Annotated in this window: 30 protein-coding genes; all 30 read left to right on the top strand. The window is 47.3% G+C overall.

Translation table 11 applies throughout. The features are described 5' to 3' along the window. Positions 1-19 precede the first annotated feature (19 nt). The 30 genes from tuf (at position 20) to rpsK (ending at position 15,114) form a co-directional block, all read left to right on the top strand. Entirely contained in the window at positions 20-1,210 is a 1,191-nt protein-coding gene (tuf, locus tag RAC89_RS10440; RefSeq protein WP_306613388.1) for an elongation factor Tu, read from the top strand. Positions 1,211-1,498: 288 nt separating this feature from the next. Further along, positions 1,499-1,807: a 30S ribosomal protein S10 gene (gene rpsJ, locus RAC89_RS10435; protein ID WP_006212922.1), complete on the top strand. Its 309-nt coding sequence runs from the start codon at positions 1,499-1,501 to the stop codon at positions 1,805-1,807. A gap of 54 nt (positions 1,808-1,861) precedes the next feature. Further along, the gene (gene rplC / locus RAC89_RS10430) at positions 1,862-2,488 is read left to right on the top strand and encodes a 50S ribosomal protein L3 (RefSeq protein WP_306613387.1); all 627 of its coding nucleotides are present in this window, start codon (positions 1,862-1,864) and stop codon (positions 2,486-2,488) included. Positions 2,489-2,513: 25 nt separating this feature from the next. Continuing rightward, positions 2,514-3,137: a 50S ribosomal protein L4 gene (rplD, locus tag RAC89_RS10425; RefSeq protein ID WP_284642723.1), complete on the top strand. Its 624-nt coding sequence runs from the start codon at positions 2,514-2,516 to the stop codon at positions 3,135-3,137. Then, entirely contained in the window at positions 3,137-3,427 is a 291-nt protein-coding gene (gene rplW / locus RAC89_RS10420) for a 50S ribosomal protein L23 (RefSeq protein ID WP_284642722.1), read from the top strand. The genes rplD and rplW overlap by 1 nt, the downstream gene beginning before the upstream one ends. A 31-nt stretch (positions 3,428-3,458) precedes the next feature. Then, positions 3,459-4,289, top strand: coding sequence for a 50S ribosomal protein L2 (gene rplB / locus RAC89_RS10415; protein WP_284642721.1), 831 nt, complete (start codon positions 3,459-3,461; stop codon positions 4,287-4,289). Between the two features lie 36 nt (positions 4,290-4,325). Then, positions 4,326-4,607 (top strand): 30S ribosomal protein S19, encoded by a 282-nt coding sequence (rpsS, locus tag RAC89_RS10410; protein ID WP_284642720.1) that lies wholly within the window; start codon positions 4,326-4,328, stop codon positions 4,605-4,607. A gap of 49 nt (positions 4,608-4,656) precedes the next feature. After that, positions 4,657-4,992, top strand: coding sequence for a 50S ribosomal protein L22 (gene rplV, locus RAC89_RS10405; RefSeq protein ID WP_284642719.1), 336 nt, complete (start codon positions 4,657-4,659; stop codon positions 4,990-4,992). 13 nt (positions 4,993-5,005) lie between these two features. Further along, on the top strand, positions 5,006-5,671 hold the full coding sequence (gene rpsC, locus RAC89_RS10400) for a 30S ribosomal protein S3 (RefSeq protein WP_284642718.1): 666 nt from the start codon (positions 5,006-5,008) through the stop codon (positions 5,669-5,671). Between the two features lie 2 nt (positions 5,672-5,673). Beyond that, positions 5,674-6,108: a 50S ribosomal protein L16 gene (gene rplP, locus RAC89_RS10395; protein ID WP_284642717.1), complete on the top strand. Its 435-nt coding sequence runs from the start codon at positions 5,674-5,676 to the stop codon at positions 6,106-6,108. After that, on the top strand, positions 6,098-6,298 hold the full coding sequence (gene rpmC, locus RAC89_RS10390; protein ID WP_284642716.1) for a 50S ribosomal protein L29: 201 nt from the start codon (positions 6,098-6,100) through the stop codon (positions 6,296-6,298). Before rplP ends, rpmC begins: the two co-directional genes overlap by 11 nt. A gap of 19 nt (positions 6,299-6,317) precedes the next feature. Next, a complete protein-coding gene (gene rpsQ / locus RAC89_RS10385; RefSeq protein WP_284642715.1) occupies positions 6,318-6,581 on the top strand; it encodes a 30S ribosomal protein S17 in 264 nt (87 codons plus the stop codon). A 41-nt stretch (positions 6,582-6,622) separates the two neighbouring features. After that, positions 6,623-6,991, top strand: coding sequence for a 50S ribosomal protein L14 (gene rplN / locus RAC89_RS10380; RefSeq protein WP_284642714.1), 369 nt, complete (start codon positions 6,623-6,625; stop codon positions 6,989-6,991). A 41-nt stretch (positions 6,992-7,032) separates the two neighbouring features. Next, positions 7,033-7,386, top strand: coding sequence for a 50S ribosomal protein L24 (gene rplX / locus RAC89_RS10375; RefSeq protein WP_284642713.1), 354 nt, complete (start codon positions 7,033-7,035; stop codon positions 7,384-7,386). Between the two features lie 32 nt (positions 7,387-7,418). Continuing rightward, entirely contained in the window at positions 7,419-7,961 is a 543-nt protein-coding gene (gene rplE, locus RAC89_RS10370; RefSeq protein ID WP_284642712.1) for a 50S ribosomal protein L5, read from the top strand. A gap of 32 nt (positions 7,962-7,993) precedes the next feature. After that, the gene (locus RAC89_RS10365) at positions 7,994-8,179 is read left to right on the top strand and encodes a type Z 30S ribosomal protein S14 (protein WP_113022649.1); all 186 of its coding nucleotides are present in this window, start codon (positions 7,994-7,996) and stop codon (positions 8,177-8,179) included. A 32-nt stretch (positions 8,180-8,211) separates the two neighbouring features. Next, positions 8,212-8,610, top strand: coding sequence for a 30S ribosomal protein S8 (gene rpsH, locus RAC89_RS10360; protein ID WP_284642711.1), 399 nt, complete (start codon positions 8,212-8,214; stop codon positions 8,608-8,610). A 32-nt stretch (positions 8,611-8,642) separates the two neighbouring features. Continuing rightward, on the top strand, positions 8,643-9,185 hold the full coding sequence (gene rplF, locus RAC89_RS10355; RefSeq protein WP_284642710.1) for a 50S ribosomal protein L6: 543 nt from the start codon (positions 8,643-8,645) through the stop codon (positions 9,183-9,185). Positions 9,186-9,246: 61 nt separating this feature from the next. Then, complete coding sequence (gene rplR / locus RAC89_RS10350) at positions 9,247-9,615, top strand: 50S ribosomal protein L18 (RefSeq protein ID WP_284642709.1); 369 nt, start codon at positions 9,247-9,249, stop codon at positions 9,613-9,615. Positions 9,616-9,644: 29 nt separating this feature from the next. Then, positions 9,645-10,142 carry a 30S ribosomal protein S5 gene (gene rpsE / locus RAC89_RS10345; RefSeq protein WP_284642708.1) on the top strand — a complete coding sequence of 166 codons (498 nt, stop codon included), beginning with the start codon at positions 9,645-9,647 and terminating at the stop codon, positions 10,140-10,142. Positions 10,143-10,152: 10 nt separating this feature from the next. Beyond that, positions 10,153-10,341: a 50S ribosomal protein L30 gene (rpmD, locus tag RAC89_RS10340; protein ID WP_284642707.1), complete on the top strand. Its 189-nt coding sequence runs from the start codon at positions 10,153-10,155 to the stop codon at positions 10,339-10,341. A gap of 35 nt (positions 10,342-10,376) precedes the next feature. Further along, the gene (rplO, locus tag RAC89_RS10335; RefSeq protein WP_284642706.1) at positions 10,377-10,817 is read left to right on the top strand and encodes a 50S ribosomal protein L15; all 441 of its coding nucleotides are present in this window, start codon (positions 10,377-10,379) and stop codon (positions 10,815-10,817) included. Continuing rightward, complete coding sequence (gene secY / locus RAC89_RS10330) at positions 10,817-12,118, top strand: preprotein translocase subunit SecY (protein ID WP_284642705.1); 1,302 nt, start codon at positions 10,817-10,819, stop codon at positions 12,116-12,118. The genes rplO and secY overlap by 1 nt, the downstream gene beginning before the upstream one ends. Positions 12,119-12,201: 83 nt before the next feature. Continuing rightward, complete coding sequence (locus RAC89_RS10325; protein ID WP_284642704.1) at positions 12,202-12,852, top strand: adenylate kinase; 651 nt, start codon at positions 12,202-12,204, stop codon at positions 12,850-12,852. Further along, positions 12,852-13,604, top strand: coding sequence for a type I methionyl aminopeptidase (gene map, locus RAC89_RS10320; RefSeq protein WP_284642703.1), 753 nt, complete (start codon positions 12,852-12,854; stop codon positions 13,602-13,604). Before RAC89_RS10325 ends, map begins: the two co-directional genes overlap by 1 nt. An 8-nt stretch (positions 13,605-13,612) precedes the next feature. Next, entirely contained in the window at positions 13,613-13,921 is a 309-nt protein-coding gene (locus RAC89_RS10315; RefSeq protein WP_306616081.1) for a KOW domain-containing RNA-binding protein, read from the top strand. Between the two features lie 2 nt (positions 13,922-13,923). Beyond that, positions 13,924-14,142, top strand: a complete 219-nt coding sequence (infA, locus tag RAC89_RS10310; RefSeq protein ID WP_009676800.1) for a translation initiation factor IF-1 — start codon at positions 13,924-13,926, stop codon at positions 14,140-14,142. A gap of 58 nt (positions 14,143-14,200) precedes the next feature. Next, on the top strand, positions 14,201-14,314 hold the full coding sequence (gene rpmJ / locus RAC89_RS10305; RefSeq protein WP_003333770.1) for a 50S ribosomal protein L36: 114 nt from the start codon (positions 14,201-14,203) through the stop codon (positions 14,312-14,314). 16 nt (positions 14,315-14,330) lie between these two features. After that, a complete protein-coding gene (gene rpsM, locus RAC89_RS10300) occupies positions 14,331-14,699 on the top strand; it encodes a 30S ribosomal protein S13 (RefSeq protein WP_284642611.1) in 369 nt (122 codons plus the stop codon). A gap of 19 nt (positions 14,700-14,718) precedes the next feature. Beyond that, positions 14,719-15,114: a 30S ribosomal protein S11 gene (gene rpsK / locus RAC89_RS10295; RefSeq protein ID WP_013921137.1), complete on the top strand. Its 396-nt coding sequence runs from the start codon at positions 14,719-14,721 to the stop codon at positions 15,112-15,114. Positions 15,115-15,204 lie beyond the last annotated feature (90 nt).

The raw sequence follows: 15,204 nt of genomic DNA, 5'->3' as shown, positions 1-15,204 counted from the left end.
TGAGGAGGCATTCTATCTCATGGCAAAAGCGAAATTTGAACGCAATAAGCCGCACGTTAACATCGGTACTATCGGTCACGTTGACCATGGTAAAACAACTTTGACTGCGGCAATCACAACAGTTCTTTCCAAAAAATACGGCGGTGCTGCTGTAGCATTCGACCAAATCGACAAAGCTCCAGAAGAGCGCGAGCGCGGTATCACTATCTCCACTGCTCACGTTGAATACGAAACTCCTAACCGTCACTACGCACACGTTGACTGCCCAGGTCACGCCGACTACGTTAAGAACATGATTACTGGTGCAGCTCAAATGGACGGAGCGATCCTGGTTGTATCCGCAGCTGACGGCCCAATGCCACAGACTCGCGAGCACATCCTGCTCTCCCGTCAGGTAGGCGTACCTTACATCGTTGTATTCTTGAACAAGTGCGACATGGTTGAAGACGAAGAGTTGCTTGAACTGGTTGAAATGGAAGTTCGCGACCTGCTGAACGAATACGAGTTCCCAGGCGACGACACTCCAATCGTTCGCGGCGCTGCTCGTGAAGCACTTCAAAACCCAGATGGTCCTTGGGCTGACAAGATCGTTGAGCTGTTCGAGCACATCGATACTTACATCCCAACTCCAGAGCGCGACACTGACAAGCCTTTCTTGATGCCGGTAGAGGACGTGTTCACGATCACTGGTCGTGGTACCGTTGCTACAGGTCGCGTAGAGCGCGGTGTTGTTAAAGTTGGTGACGAAGTTGAAATTATCGGTCTTCAAGAAGAAACTCGCAAATCCGTATGTACGGGTGTTGAGATGTTCCGTAAACTGCTTGACTCCGCTCAAGCTGGTGACAACATCGGCGCATTGCTTCGCGGTGTAGACCGTAAAGATATCGAGCGTGGACAAGTTATTGCGAAGCCAGGTTCCGTTAAGCCTCACACTAACTTCACAGCTCAAATCTACGTTCTGACTAAAGAAGAGGGTGGCCGTCACAAGCCTTTCTTCACTGGCTACCGTCCTCAGTTCTACTTCCGTACAACTGACGTTACTGGTATCATCAACCTGCCAGAAGGTACTGAAATGGTTATGCCTGGAGATAACATCTCCGTTACTGTAGAACTGATCTCCCCAATCGCGATCGAAGAAGGTACTCGCTTCGCGATTCGTGAAGGCGGACGTACAGTAGGCGCAGGCGCAGTTGCTACAATCCAGAAGTAATTCGCCAACCTATATAATAGAAGAAACCCTTCACTTCGGTGGGGGGTTTTTCCTTTGTTTTTTAAAGTTTCTTCTATTATAATAAGTAAGTATTTTTCTTAGGCGAATGCATGAAAAAAAACTTGCATTATGTTTTCATTTTTTATATAATAGTGAACGTTGGTCTGTGACGTTGCGATGATGTGAGAGGTTGCTGACACACCCGGCCCCTTTGCCATAGGGGCGGCGTCAGGAGATTTTCACGGAGTATGTCCGATACTAAATTGGGCGATAGAAGGAGGGAATACTATGGCAAAGCAAAAGATTCGTATTCGTTTGAAGGCTTATGATCACAGAGTTCTGGATCAGTCCGCTGAGAAGATTGTGGAAACAGCCAAGCGTTCCGGGGCAGGAGTATCTGGTCCGATTCCGCTTCCGACTGAGAAGCAAATCATCACGATCCTGCGTGCGGTTCACAAGTATAAGGACTCGCGCGAGCAGTTCGAGATGCGCACACATAAGCGTTTGATCGATATCGTGAATCCTACACCACAAACCGTAGACGCTTTGATGCGTTTGGATCTGCCATCCGGTGTGGATATTGAGATCAAACTGTAATAGATAGTAACAGCTCGTTAAATACAATGCATGAGAGGAAAAGAGGTGTCAACGATGACTAAAGGTATCTTAGGTAAGAAGCTTGGAATGACTCAAGTGTTCACTCCGGAAGGATTGGTTGTACCGGTTACTGTAATTCTGGCTGGTCCTAACACTGTATTCCAGAAGAAGGACTTGGAGAACGACGGGTACGAAGCGATCCAAATCGGTTTTGACGATAAGAAAGAGCAAAGAGCGAATAAACCTGAGTTGGGCCATGCGAAGAAAGCAGGCGCAACACCTAAGCGCTACGTTAAAGAAATTCGCGGCATTCAAATCGGTGACTACGAGGTAGGTCAGGAGCTTAAAGCTGACATCTTCACAGCAGGCGAATTCGTTGACGTAACAGGCGTTTCCAAGGGTAAAGGGTTCCAAGGCGTAATTAAGAGACATAACCAATCCAGAGGTCCAATGACTCACGGTTCGCGTTACCACCGCGGTCCAGGTTCCATGGGTTCCATCCAAGCGAACCGCGTGCCGAAAGGTAAGAACCTGCCAGGACATATGGGTAAAGAAACAGTTACATTGCAGAACCTCGAAGTTATTCGTGTGGATGCAGAACGCAACGTAATTCTTGTAAAAGGCTCCATTCCGGGTCCTAAGAACAGCTACGTTACGGTTAAATCTTCGGTGAAAGCCTAAGAAAGCGAGAAAGGAGGATTAACAGATGCCAAAAGTAGCATTATATAACGTTAGTGGTGCCCAGGTTGGCGAAGTGGAATTGTCTGATTCCGTATTCGGTATCGAGCCGCACGTTCATGTATTGAACGAAGCAGTTTTGATGCAGCGTGCTTCCCTTCGTGCAGGTACTCATAAAACTAAAGGTCGTTCCGAAGTTCGCGGCGGTGGCCGTAAGCCTTGGAAGCAAAAAGGTACGGGTCGTGCGCGTCAAGGTAGTATCCGTGCTCCTCAATGGAAGGGTGGCGGAACCGTATTTGGTCCGACTCCGCGCAGCTATTCTTACAAGCTGCCTAAGAAAGTTCGTCGTTTGGCGATCAAATCTGCTTTGTCTTCTAAGGTAGTTGCTAGCAATATCATCGTATTGGATCAGCTGACTATGGCAGCTCCTAAGACGAAAGAATTCGCTGCAATCCTGGGTAACCTGAAGGTTGCAAGCAAAGCTTTGGTTGTAACAGCTTCGTATGAAGAGAATGTAGCATTGTCTGCACGCAACATTCCTGGTGTGAAGTTCGTAGTTGCTGACGGTATCAACGTTCTGGACGTAATGGTTCATGACAAGTTGATCATCACTAAGGACGCGGTGCAAAAGGTAGAGGAGGTGTTTGCGTAATGAAAAACCCTCGCGACATTATTAAGCGCCCGGTTATCACTGAACGTACTAGCGAAATGATGGCTGAGAAGAAATATGTTTTCGAAGTCGACATGCGCTCGAATAAAACGGAAATCAAGCAAGCGATTGAGTCCATTTTCAAAGTGAAGGTTACTGATGTTAATACTTTGAGAATGCCTGCGAAGCCGAAGCGTTATGGCCGTTACTCCGGTTATACTTCCGAGTGGAAGAAAGCTATCGTGAAGCTTAGCGCAGACAGCAAAGAATTGGAATTCTTTGAATCGGTTTAATAGAAACTTTTGAAGTAAGGAGGGAATCCACGTGCCAGTAAAAAAATATAAACCAACGTCTCCTGCAAGACGTGCGATGTCGGTTTCTACATTCGAAGAAATCACAACATCCACACCGGAGAAATCGCTTCTTGCGCCTCTTAGCAAGAAAGCAGGCCGTAACAACCAAGGTAAAATCACGGTTCGTCATCAAGGCGGCGGTCACAAGCGTAAATACCGTATTATCGACTTCAAGCGGAACAAGGATGGAATACCAGGACGCGTTGCTACGATCGAATACGATCCGAACCGTTCGGCTAACATCGCTTTGATTCACTACGTGGACGGTGAGAAGCGTTATATCCTCGCTCCTAAAGGACTGAAGGTAGACGATCAAGTCGTTTCCGGGCCAACTGCCGACATCAAAATCGGTAACGCACTTCCGATGGAGAATATCCCGGTAGGTACAGTTATCCACAACATCGAGCTGAAGCCAGGCAAAGGCGGACAATTGGTTCGTGCAGCCGGTACAGAAGCTCAGCTTCTCGGTAAAGAAGAAACTTACGTAACCGTTCGTTTATCTTCCGGTGAAGTTCGCAAGATCCTGAAGGTTTGCCGCGCTACCATCGGTTCTGTAGGTAACGAAGACTACGAACTCGTAAAAATCGGTAAAGCTGGCCGCTCCCGCTGGTTGGGTCAACGTCCAGAAGTTCGCGGTTCCGTAATGAACCCTAACGATCACCCTCACGGTGGTGGTGAAGGCCGTTCGCCAATCGGACGCAAATCTCCTATGTCTCCATGGGGCAAGCCTACCCTTGGTTACAAGACACGGAAGAAAAACAAGCACTCCAACAAGTACATCGTTCGTCGTCGTACGAAGTAATATAACCACTCGTTTTAACGAAGGGAGGAAATACGCATGGGTCGCAGTTTGAAAAAGGGTCCTTTTATCGATGGTTACCTTTTGAAAAAAGTGGAAGACATGAATGAAGCAAGCAAGAAGCAAGTGATCAAGACTTGGTCTCGCCGCTCGACGATTTTCCCGCAATTCATCGGTCACACTTTTGCGGTTTATGATGGCAAGAAGCATGTACCTGTATATGTAACCGAAGATATGGTCGGACATAAGCTGGGTGAATTTGCTCCAACCCGTACTTACAAAGGTCACACTGATTCCGATAAGAAGACGGGCAAGCGATAAGATTGATTTCGATCGAATAGATTCAGCGTAAATGAAAGGAGGTACATCCATGCAACAAGCAAAAGCTATTGCAAGATATGTTCGTATCGCTCCTCGTAAAGCTCAACTCGTGGTTGATTTGATCCGCGGTAAGCAAGTAGGTGAAGCGATCGCCATCCTGCGCCACACTCCGAAGTCCGCTTCTCCGATTATCGAGAAGGTTCTGAACTCCGCGATTGCGAACGCAGAGCATAACTACTCTTTGGACGTAAACAACTTGGTCATTTCCCAGGCTTTCGTTGATCAAGGTCCGACTCTTAAGAGATTCCGTCCTCGCGCTATGGGTCGTGCGAGCCGCATCAATAAACGTACCAGCCACATCACATTAGTGGTATCTGAGAAATAAGGAGGGATAACGTGTGGGTCAAAAAGTAAACCCGGTAGGTCTTCGGATCGGTATCATCCGTGACTGGGAATCCAAATGGTACGCAGGTAAAGATTTCGGCGATCTTCTGATGGAAGACGTTAAAATCCGTGAGTACCTTAAGCAAAAGCTGAAAGACTCTGCTGTTTCTAAGTTTGAAATCGAGCGTGCAGCAAATCGCGTTAACGTAACTATCCATACAGCGAAGCCTGGTATGGTAATCGGTAAAGGCGGTTCCGAGGTAGAAGTGATTCGCGCCTACCTGACAAAGCTGACGAACGGCAAAAAGGTTCACATCAACATCCAAGAAATCAAAAGCCCTGATCTTGACGCTGTCCTCGTTGCAGAAAGCATTGCTCAGCAGCTGGAGCGCCGCGTATCTTTCCGTCGCGCACTGAAGCAAGCAATCCAAAGAACGATGAGAGCCGGAGCAAAGGGTATCAAGACATCGACAAGCGGTCGTCTGGGCGGTGCGGAAATCGCCAGAACGGAAGGATACAGCGAAGGTACGGTACCTCTTCATACATTGCGTGCGGACATCGACTATGGTACAGCAGAAGCTCATACCACATATGGTCGTATCGGCGTAAAAGTATGGATCTATCGTGGCGAAGTTCTTCCGGCGGCTAAGAAAAAGGCTGTTACGGAAGGAGGCAACTAATCATGTTAGTTCCAAAACGTGTAAAACATCGTAAAGAGCACCGCGGCAACATGCGCGGTAACGCAAAAGGCGGCGCTGAAGTACATTTCGGTGAATACGGTCTGCAGGCTCTGGAGCCGGCATGGGTTACCAACCGTCAGATCGAAGCTGCTCGTATCGCCATGACTCGTTACATCAAGCGTGGTGGTAAGGTATGGATCAAGATTTTCCCTGCCAAGCCAATCACTCAAAAGCCGCTTGAAGTCCGGATGGGTAGCGGTAAAGGTAACGTTGAAAAATGGGTTGCTGTTGTTAAGCCAGGTAAGGTTCTGTTCGAGCTTGCCGGCGTTAGCGAAGAAATTGCTCGCGAAGCAATGCGTCTTGCCTCCCACAAGCTTCCTATCAAGACGAAGTTTGTGAAAAGAGAAGAAGTAGGCGGTGAAGCAAATGAAGGCTAGTGAATTCCGCAACTTAACCACTGCTGAGATTGAACAAAAAATCAACGGATTTAAAGAGCAGCTCTTTAACCTCCGTTTCCAATTGGCTACTGGCCAGCTCGACAACCCGGTTCAAATTCGTGAGGTTCGTAAAGAAATCGCTCGCGCTAAGACCGTTTTGCGTGAAAGAGAATTGGGTATCACTAGTTAATTAGAGAGGAGGATCTCCGATGGCTGAACGCAACGAGCGTAAAACGCAAGTGGGCAAAGTCGTAAGCGACAAGATGGACAAAACCATCGTTGTAGCTGTAGAGACCTACAAGATGCACAGCTTGTACCACAAGCGTATTAAGTACACTAAGAAATTCAAAGCTCATGATGAGAACAATGAAGCGAAAATCGGCGACGTTGTAAGAATCATGGAAACTCGCCCGCTCTCCAAGGATAAGAACTGGAGATTGGTTGAGGTCGTAGAAAAAGCGGTTATCGTTTAATATAAGCAGCGTGAACCAATTCCGGAAGGAGGGAATACACAATGATTCAACCATTTACTCGACTGGCTGTGGCTGACAACTCTGGCGCGAAGCAACTGATGTGTATCCGTGTGTTGGGTGGTACGGGTCGTCGTACAGCTAACATTGGTGATTTGATCGTTTGTTCCGTGAAAGAAGCAACACCAGGTGGCGTTGTCAAAAAGGGTGATGTAGTTAAGGCGGTTGTTGTTCGCACAAGACGCGGATCGCGCCGTAAGGACGGATCTTACATCACTTTCGACGAGAATGCAGCAGTTGTCGTTAAGGAAGATAAGAGCCCGCGCGGCACTCGTATCTTCGGACCTGTTGCTCGTGAGCTTCGTGACAGAGACTTCATGAAGATCGTTTCTCTGGCTCCGGAAGTAATCTAATCAAGCGTTCAGTTCTCTCGTGAAAAGAGGTGTAAATCAAAATGCCAAAGCAACCAAAGAAACTTGAGTCCCATAACAATAAATTGCACGTGAAGAAAGATGACTCCGTTCTTGTGATCACTGGTAAAGACAAAGGCAAGAAAGGCCGCATTCTGGCAGCTTATCCTCGTCAAAACCGTGTACTGGTTGAAGGAGTGAACATGATCAAGAAGCACTCCAAGCCGACACAACAAAACCCTCAGGGTGGAATCATTGAGCAAGAAGCTCCAATCCATGTATCTAACGTTATGCTGGTTGACCCTAAGACTGGTGGACCAACTCGTGTAGGTTACAAAGTATTGGATAACGGCAAGAAAGTTCGCGTAGCGAAAAAATCCGGTGAAGTCATCGATTAATCGACTTAGGTAAGAAAGGAGGTCCTTGATTCATGGCAGCAAGAATGAAAGATCGTTTCTTGAACGAAATCACTCCTGCTTTGATGCAGAAGTTCAACTACACTTCTGTTATGCAGGTTCCGAAAATTGAGAAGGTTGTTATCAACATGGGTGTTGGTGAAGCAGTTTCCAACTCCAAGGTGCTGGATACAGCCGTTAACGATTTGCAGCTGATCGCTGGTCAAAAGCCGGTTATCACTAAAGCAAAGAAATCCATCGCAGGCTTCAAGCTTCGTGAAAATATGCCGATCGGTGTGAAGGTAACTCTTCGCGGCGACCGTATGTATCACTTCCTTGATAAATTATTCAACGTAGCTCTTCCACGTGTACGTGACTTCCGCGGTGTATCGACCAAAGCATTCGACGGTCGCGGTAACTATACACTGGGTCTGAAAGAGCAGTTGATCTTCCCAGAGATCGAGTACGATAAAGTGGATAAAGTGCGCGGTATGGATATCGTTATCGTAACAACGGCAAAAACGGACGAAGAGTCCCGTGAATTACTAAACCAATTAGGAATGCCGTTCGTGAAGTAATGACAGCGGCATTATCGGAGGTGAATAGGTAAGTGGCAAAAACTTCGATGAAGATTAAGCAGCAGCGTGCTCCCAAGTTCAAGGTTCAAGCTTATACGCGCTGTGAACGCTGTGGTCGTCCGCATTCCGTACTACGGAAATTCAAAATTTGCAGAATTTGTTTCCGCGAATTAGCATACAAAGGCCAGATCCCTGGCGTGAAAAAAGCTAGCTGGTAAAACCCAAAGTTTCGGGAAGGAGGTTTACACACATGGTTATGTCCGATCCAATTGCAGATATGCTTACACGCATCCGCAATGCTAATGTTGTTCGTCATGAGACTGTAGAAATCCCAGCTTCGAAGATCAAGCGCGAAATCGCTGAGATCCTGAAGAAGGAAGGCTTCATCCGTGACGCTGAATATATCGAAGACAACAAGCAAGGTATCATCCGCTTGTTCCTGAAATATGGCCCGAACCAAGAGCGCGTTATTTCCGGTCTGAAAAGAATCAGTAAGCCGGGATTGCGCGTGTACACGAAGAGCCAGGAGATCCCTCGCGTTCTCGGTGGCCTCGGTATCGCGATCATCTCTACGTCCAAGGGCGTAATGACCGATAAAGAAGCTCGTCAATCCAAATCCGGCGGAGAAGTTGTCTGCTACGTTTGGTAATACCCATTTTCAAATGAACGGAGGTGCAACACATGTCCCGTATTGGTCGCAAACCAATTGCAATTCCTAGCGGAGTTAACGTCTCCCTTGATAATACAGTGATCACAGTGAAAGGACCGAAGGGTTCTTTGACTCGCGAGCTGCACAAAGATATGAAAATTACGGTTGAAGGTGAAGTTCTGAACGTAGAACGTCCATCCGACAATAAGCTGCATCGTTCCTTGCACGGTACTACTCGCAGTGTGGTTCAAAACATGGTTAGCGGTGTAACGGAAGGTTTCGTTAAGAACCTTGAACTGGTTGGTGTAGGTTACCGTGCGAACAAGACTGGCAATAAGCTGGTTTTGAACGTTGGTTACTCCCACCCTGTAGAAATCGAGCCGGCTACTGGCATCGAGTTCGAAGTTCCTTCTAACACTAAGATTATCGTTAGAGGTATCGATAAGGAGCTTGTAGGCGCAACAGCTGCAAAAATCCGTTCCGTTCGTGAACCTGAGCCGTATAAAGGTAAAGGTATTAAATACGAAGGCGAGCGCATTCTTCGTAAAGAAGGTAAAGCTGGTAAGAAGAAATAAGGTAGCTTAAGGTGTTAAGCTAAACCCATTTCTCATCCGAATCGAAAGGAGTGACCCTCGAATGATTACTAAAGGCGATAAGAACAAAGCTCGTCTGAAAAGACATCTTCGCGTTCGTAAGAAAATTCAAGGAACGACTGAGCGTCCACGCCTCAACATTTTCCGTTCCTCTAAGCATATGTATGCTCAACTGATCGACGATGTAAAAGGTGTAACGATCGCTGCCGCTTCGACTCAGGACAAAGAACTGAGAGAGAACATCGGCAATGGCGGTAACGTTGAAGCCGCGACGAAAGTCGGCGCATTGATCGCTGAGCGTGCTAAGAAAGCCGGTGTGGTTTCTGTTGTTTTTGACCGCGGCGGATACCTGTACCATGGACGTGTTAAAGCTCTTGCTGACGCTGCTCGTGAAGCAGGTCTGGAATTCTAATCAAATTTACAAACAAGGAGGTAAAGGACTTGCGTATTGATCCCAATACTTTAGAGCTATCTGAAAAAGTGGTTAATATTAACCGCGTAGCGAAAGTAGTTAAAGGCGGTCGTCGTTTCAGCTTTAGCGCACTCGTAGTCGTGGGTGACGGTAAGGGCTGGGTAGGCGCTGGTATCGGTAAAGCTTCCGAGGTTCCTGATGCGATTCGCAAAGGCATCGAAGATGCGAAGAAAAACTTGATCCATGTTCCTATCGTAGGAACAACGATTCCTCACTTGGTCATTGGCCACTTTGGCGCTGGTGAAGTTCTTCTGAAGCCAGCTTCCAAGGGTACTGGCGTTATTGCCGGCGGACCTGTTCGCGCCGTGCTTGAACTTGCCGGTGTAGGCGATATTTTGACGAAGTCCCTTGGTTCTTCCAATTCCATGAATATGGTTAATGCTACCCTCGAAGGCTTGCAGCGTCTGAAGCGTGTTGAAGAAGTTGCTAAGCTTCGCGGCAAAACCGTAGAAGAACTTTTAGGTTAGGAGGGATACCATGGCTAAGCAATTGCAAATTACGCTCAAGCGCAGCCTGATCGGTCGTCCTGAAACGCAACGTAAAACTGTTGCCGCTCTTGGCCTTCGCAAACTGCATCAAACGGTTGCTCAACCTGATAATGCTGCTATTCGCGGTATGGTGAATCAGGTTATTCATCTGATCGAAGTGAAAGAAATCGAAGCATAAATCGCTTGATAAAAAGACTAGAGGAGGTGCAAACGATGAAATTGCATGAACTTTCTTCTGCACCAGGATCCCGTCACTCCCGTAAGCGCGTTGGTCGTGGTACTGGTAGCGGCATGGGTAAGACAGCAACTCGCGGTCACAAGGGTCAAAACGCTCGCTCCGGCGGTGGCGTTCGTCCTGGTTTCGAGGGTGGTCAAAACCCGCTTTATCGTCGCTTGCCGAAGCGTGGATTCAACAACCCATTCCGTGTGGAATATGCTGTTGTCAACGTTGAGGATTTGAACAAGTTCGCGGCAGGTACGGAAGTAACTCCAGAGGTTCTTGTTGAGTCCGGTATCGTAAAAAATACTTTGGACGGCATCAAGATTCTGGGTAACGGTGAAATCACGGTTAAGCTTAGCGTGAAAGCCAACAAATTCTCCCAATCTGCGGTAGAGAAAATCCAGGCTGCCGGCGGTCAAACCGAGGTGATTTAATGTTCCGTACCATATCCAATATTATGAGAGTAGACGATCTCCGGAAACGGATCATTTTCACCCTACTGGTTCTGATCGTCTACAGAATTGGTGCTTTTATTCCGGTACCTAACATCAACACAGATATACTTAAAATGCAAGACCAGGCAAACTCAAGCGATGTGTTTGGTTTGCTTAATACTTTCTCCGGTGGCGCCTTGTTTCAGTTCTCCATCTTTGCAATGGGGATCATGCCTTACATTACGGCCTCGATTATAGTTCAGCTATTGTCGATGGACGTAATCCCGGCATTTACACAGTGGGCCAAAGAAGGAGAAGTCGGTCGCAAGAAGTTAGCGCAGATTACTCGTTACGGCACGATCGTTCTTGGAATTATCCAAGCATTCGGTCTGGCGATCGGATTTAATAACATCTATAACGGATTGGTTATTAATCCAACGGTTACAACGTATGCTTTGATTGCTATCGTTTTAACGGCGGGTACTGCTTTTCTGATGTGGTTAGGGGAACAAATCACCGAGAACGGCATTGGAAATGGTATTTCCATTATCATCTTTGCGGGGATCGTGGCTGCCATTCCAACAGGCATTCAACACATCTATCAATCTCAGTTTACGGATGCCGGGGATGCGCTCTTCCTGAATATTATCAAGGTCGTCATTATTGCGATCGTGATCGTGGCGTTAATCGTTGGGGTTATCTTCGTACAGCAAGGTATTCGTAAAATACCGGTGCAGTACGCTAAACGAGTGGTAGGACGCAAGATGTTCGGCGGACAATCTACGCACATTCCTTTGAAGGTCAATGCGGCTGGAGTTATCCCTGTTATCTTTGCCTTATCGCTTCTGGTATTCCCACCGACGATCGCCAGCTTCTGGAGAGGGAATCCTGTTGCCGATTGGATTATTACGAACTTGAACTATACGCATCCTCTAGGTATGACCTTGTATGTCCTGCTCATTATCGGCTTCACTTTCTTCTATACCTTTGTTCAGATGAATCCTGAGCAAATGGCGGATCAAATGAAGAAGAACGGCGGTTACATCCCAGGTATTCGCCCGGGTAAGACAACATCGGTTTATTTAACCAGAGTGATGACCAGAATTACATTATCAGGAGCTCTTTTCTTGGCCGCGATCTCGATCATTCCAATGCTTTTCAGCAAATTGGCTGGATTGCCGGCATCGGTTAGTATCGGTGGAACTTCCTTGCTGATCGTAATCGGTGTTGGATTGGAAACGATGAAAACCATCGAAAGCCAATTGATCAAGCGTCACTACAAAGGGTTTATCAATAAATAGCAGATAGGTTCTGATAGTCGTTTCAAGCTATCGGCACCTATTGTGCTGTTAGCATCGAAAGATGCGATGGGGAGGAAGTCACGGTGAATATCATCTTTATGGGGCCTCCCGGAGCAGGGAAAGGTACCCAGGCGGAGAGAATCATTAACGAATTTCAGATTCCTCATATTTCGACAGGCGATGCATTTCGTCTGGCGATGAAGCAAGAGACGCCGCTTGGTGTTGAAGCGAAAAAGTATGTGGATCAAGGCTTGCTCGTACCTGATGAGATTACGGTCGGAATCGTTCGTGAGCGACTTCAGCAGCCGGATTGCAGTAAAGGATTCCTGCTCGATGGGTTCCCGAGAACGATTTCCCAAGCGGAGGCGCTTGATGAGATTGTAACTTCGATGGGAACGGCTATCGAACATGTGGTTAACTTGAAAGTAGATCGTGATTTGCTGCTTGCACGTTTAACAGGTCGTCGGATTTGTAAGTCCTGTGGAGCTACGTATCATATCTTGTTTAACCCCCCTGCACGTGACAATGTTTGCGACAAATGTTCTGGTGAGCTGTACCAGCGTTCGGATGACACCGAAGAAAAAGTAGGTACTCGTTTGGATGAGTACATCAACAAAACGGCACCATTGCTTGAGTATTATCGTAACAAGGGAATATTGCGTGAGGTTAACGGTGAGCAAGAGATTAATACGGTTACTGCACAAATCAGTTCACTATTGCGAGGGCAAGCGTAATGATCATTTGTAAGTCTGCTGCTGAATTGGAGCTTATGAGAGAGGCGGGCCGGATTGTAGCCGAAACGCATCGACTCATGAAGGAAGCTGTTCAGCCCGATATTACAACCAAAGAGCTCGATCAAATCGCAGAAGACTATATTCGCAGTCAAGGCGCAATCCCATCTTTTAAAGGCTACAACGGTTTTCCTGGAAGTATCTGTGCTTCAGTCAATGATGAATTGGTTCACGGTATACCCAGCGGACGAAAGCTTAAAGATGGTGACATCATTAGTATCGACATCGGTGCTCAATTTCGAGGATATCATGGGGACTCGGCTTGGACCTACGCGGTAGGTAACGTATCGGATACGGCACTGAAGCTCCTGGAAGTGACGGAACGGTCTTTATTCGCAGGACTTGCCGAAGCGAAGCCGGACGCAAGGCTCTACACGATTTCTCATGCGATTCAAAAATGCATTGAAGATGAAGGATTTTCGGTTGTACGAGAGTATGTGGGTCACGGAATCGGAACGAAGCTGCACGAAGAGCCGCAAATTCCGAATTACGGGATCGCAGGCAGAGGACCGCGGCTTAAGCCCGGTATGGTGTTAGCGATTGAGCCGATGGTCAACGTAGGAGAACGGTATGTCCGGACCCTCGAGGATGATTGGACGGTCGTCACAGTGGATGGCACACTGTGCGCTCATTTCGAGCACACTATAGCGATTACGTCCGACGGTTATGAAATTCTAACGCTCCCAAGAGCGTAGGAAGCATGATGTCAACGACACAAGCTCCTCAAATCGGACAAATCGTAAAGGTGAATCGGGGAATTGGTTCCGGTATGTATGCTGTCATAATCAATGTCGTAGACCAACGATTTGTATGGATTGCCGACGGCTGCAAACGGAAGTTCGATAAGCCTAAAAAGAAAAATCTGCTTCATCTGGAGCTCCTGCCGGTGATTAGCTCCTACGTGAGAGAAAGCCTGCTGGAGACCGGTCGTGTCACCAACGGAAAACTGCGGGATCTACTTATGAAGTATGCGAACAATTCACAACTGGAAGCACAAGAGAAAGGAGAATGACTGTGGCCAAAGAAGATGTAATTGAAGTTGAAGGTACAGTGATTGAACCTCTTCCGAATGCAATGTTTAAGGTAGAACTGGAGAACGGTCATAAGATACTTGCTCACGTATCCGGTAAAATCAGAATGCACTTTATTCGTATCCTTCCGGGGGATAAAGTGACAGTGGAGCTCTCGCCCTATGATTTGACCAGAGGCCGTATAACCTATCGTTTTAAATAAATCGGATCTAAGCTTACGAAGATAGTTTGCCCCAGGTAGACTAGAGGAGGGAAACACCATGAAGGTAAGACCATCGGTCAAGCCGATTTGCGAAAAATGCAAAGTCATTCGCCGCAAAGGTAACGTTATGGTAATCTGTGAAAACCCGAAGCATAAACAAAAACAAGGTTAAGGAGGTGCTTGCATAAATGGCACGTATTGCTGGTGTAGACTTGCCTCGTGACAAGCGCGTAATCATTGCGCTCACTTACATTTTTGGTATCGGCAACACAACGGCTCAAAAGATCATCGCTCAAACAGGGATCAGCGAGAACACTCGTGTTCGCGATCTGACAGAGGATGAAGTAAGCAAAATCCGTGATGTAATCGACAAAACCCTCAAGGTGGAAGGCGATCTTCGTCGTGAGATTTCCCTGAACATCAAGCGTTTGATCGAGATCGGCTGCTATCGTGGCGTTCGTCATCGTCGCGGCTTGCCTGTTCGTGGTCAACGTACTAAAACTAATGCTCGTACACGTAAAGGTCCTCGTCGTACGGTAGCTAACAAGAAGAAATAGTAAAGGGGGGAACAATTAAATGGCTAAACCTAAAAAAGTCGTTCGTACGAAACGTCGTGACCGGAAAAATATTGACTCTGGAGTGGCTCATATCCGCTCTACGTTCAACAATACGATCGTTACGATCACAGATCCTCATGGCAACGCAATCTCCTGGGCAAGCGCCGGAAACCTTGGCTTCAAGGGCTCCCGTAAGAGCACTCCGTTCGCTGCGCAGATGGCTGCTGAATCCGCTGCAAAAGCTGCAATGGAGCATGGCATGAAGGCTGTTGAAGTTATGGTTAAAGGACCGGGCGCAGGCCGCGAGGCAGCAATCCGTTCTCTTCAAGCAGCAGGTTTGGAAGTAAACCTGATTAAAGACGTGACTCCGATTCCTCATAACGGTTGCCGTCCTCCAAAACGCCGTCGTGTCTAATTAGGATTGCTAAGCTAGGTGGTATAAATATCCAAAAAGTGTGAATACTATTTGGATGGGAATACTACGCGTTTTATACGTCTTAAGTTA

This window comes from Paenibacillus sp. GD4 (assembly GCF_030846225.1).
Lineage (GTDB): Bacteria > Bacillota > Bacilli > Paenibacillales > NBRC-103111 > Paenibacillus_G > Paenibacillus_G silviterrae.
This window is presented reverse-complemented; position numbering and strand designations above follow the sequence as displayed.

What these genes read in the sequence shown, in the direction of transcription:
- tuf (WP_306613388.1), top strand. Translation starts at nt 20, where the DNA reads ATGGCAAAAGCGAAATTTGAACGCAATAAGCCGCACGTTAACATCGGT.
- rpsJ (WP_006212922.1), top strand. Translation starts at nt 1,499, where the DNA reads ATGGCAAAGCAAAAGATTCGTATTCGTTTGAAGGCTTATGATCACAGA.
- rplC (WP_306613387.1), top strand. Translation starts at nt 1,862, where the DNA reads ATGACTAAAGGTATCTTAGGTAAGAAGCTTGGAATGACTCAAGTGTTC.
- rplD (WP_284642723.1), top strand. Translation starts at nt 2,514, where the DNA reads ATGCCAAAAGTAGCATTATATAACGTTAGTGGTGCCCAGGTTGGCGAA.
- rplW (WP_284642722.1), top strand. Translation starts at nt 3,137, where the DNA reads ATGAAAAACCCTCGCGACATTATTAAGCGCCCGGTTATCACTGAACGT.
- rpsS (WP_284642720.1), top strand. Translation starts at nt 4,326, where the DNA reads ATGGGTCGCAGTTTGAAAAAGGGTCCTTTTATCGATGGTTACCTTTTG.
- rplV (WP_284642719.1), top strand. Translation starts at nt 4,657, where the DNA reads ATGCAACAAGCAAAAGCTATTGCAAGATATGTTCGTATCGCTCCTCGT.
- rplP (WP_284642717.1), top strand. Translation starts at nt 5,674, where the DNA reads ATGTTAGTTCCAAAACGTGTAAAACATCGTAAAGAGCACCGCGGCAAC.
- rpmC (WP_284642716.1), top strand. Translation starts at nt 6,098, where the DNA reads ATGAAGGCTAGTGAATTCCGCAACTTAACCACTGCTGAGATTGAACAA.
- rpsQ (WP_284642715.1), top strand. Translation starts at nt 6,318, where the DNA reads ATGGCTGAACGCAACGAGCGTAAAACGCAAGTGGGCAAAGTCGTAAGC.
- rplN (WP_284642714.1), top strand. Translation starts at nt 6,623, where the DNA reads ATGATTCAACCATTTACTCGACTGGCTGTGGCTGACAACTCTGGCGCG.
- rplX (WP_284642713.1), top strand. Translation starts at nt 7,033, where the DNA reads ATGCCAAAGCAACCAAAGAAACTTGAGTCCCATAACAATAAATTGCAC.
- rplE (WP_284642712.1), top strand. Translation starts at nt 7,419, where the DNA reads ATGGCAGCAAGAATGAAAGATCGTTTCTTGAACGAAATCACTCCTGCT.
- rpsH (WP_284642711.1), top strand. Translation starts at nt 8,212, where the DNA reads ATGGTTATGTCCGATCCAATTGCAGATATGCTTACACGCATCCGCAAT.
- rplF (WP_284642710.1), top strand. Translation starts at nt 8,643, where the DNA reads ATGTCCCGTATTGGTCGCAAACCAATTGCAATTCCTAGCGGAGTTAAC.
- rplR (WP_284642709.1), top strand. Translation starts at nt 9,247, where the DNA reads ATGATTACTAAAGGCGATAAGAACAAAGCTCGTCTGAAAAGACATCTT.
- rpmD (WP_284642707.1), top strand. Translation starts at nt 10,153, where the DNA reads ATGGCTAAGCAATTGCAAATTACGCTCAAGCGCAGCCTGATCGGTCGT.
- rplO (WP_284642706.1), top strand. Translation starts at nt 10,377, where the DNA reads ATGAAATTGCATGAACTTTCTTCTGCACCAGGATCCCGTCACTCCCGT.
- secY (WP_284642705.1), top strand. Translation starts at nt 10,817, where the DNA reads ATGTTCCGTACCATATCCAATATTATGAGAGTAGACGATCTCCGGAAA.
- map (WP_284642703.1), top strand. Translation starts at nt 12,852, where the DNA reads ATGATCATTTGTAAGTCTGCTGCTGAATTGGAGCTTATGAGAGAGGCG.
- RAC89_RS10315 (WP_306616081.1), top strand. Translation starts at nt 13,613, where the DNA reads ATGTCAACGACACAAGCTCCTCAAATCGGACAAATCGTAAAGGTGAAT.
- rpmJ (WP_003333770.1), top strand. Translation starts at nt 14,201, where the DNA reads ATGAAGGTAAGACCATCGGTCAAGCCGATTTGCGAAAAATGCAAAGTC.
- rpsM (WP_284642611.1), top strand. Translation starts at nt 14,331, where the DNA reads ATGGCACGTATTGCTGGTGTAGACTTGCCTCGTGACAAGCGCGTAATC.
- rpsK (WP_013921137.1), top strand. Translation starts at nt 14,719, where the DNA reads ATGGCTAAACCTAAAAAAGTCGTTCGTACGAAACGTCGTGACCGGAAA.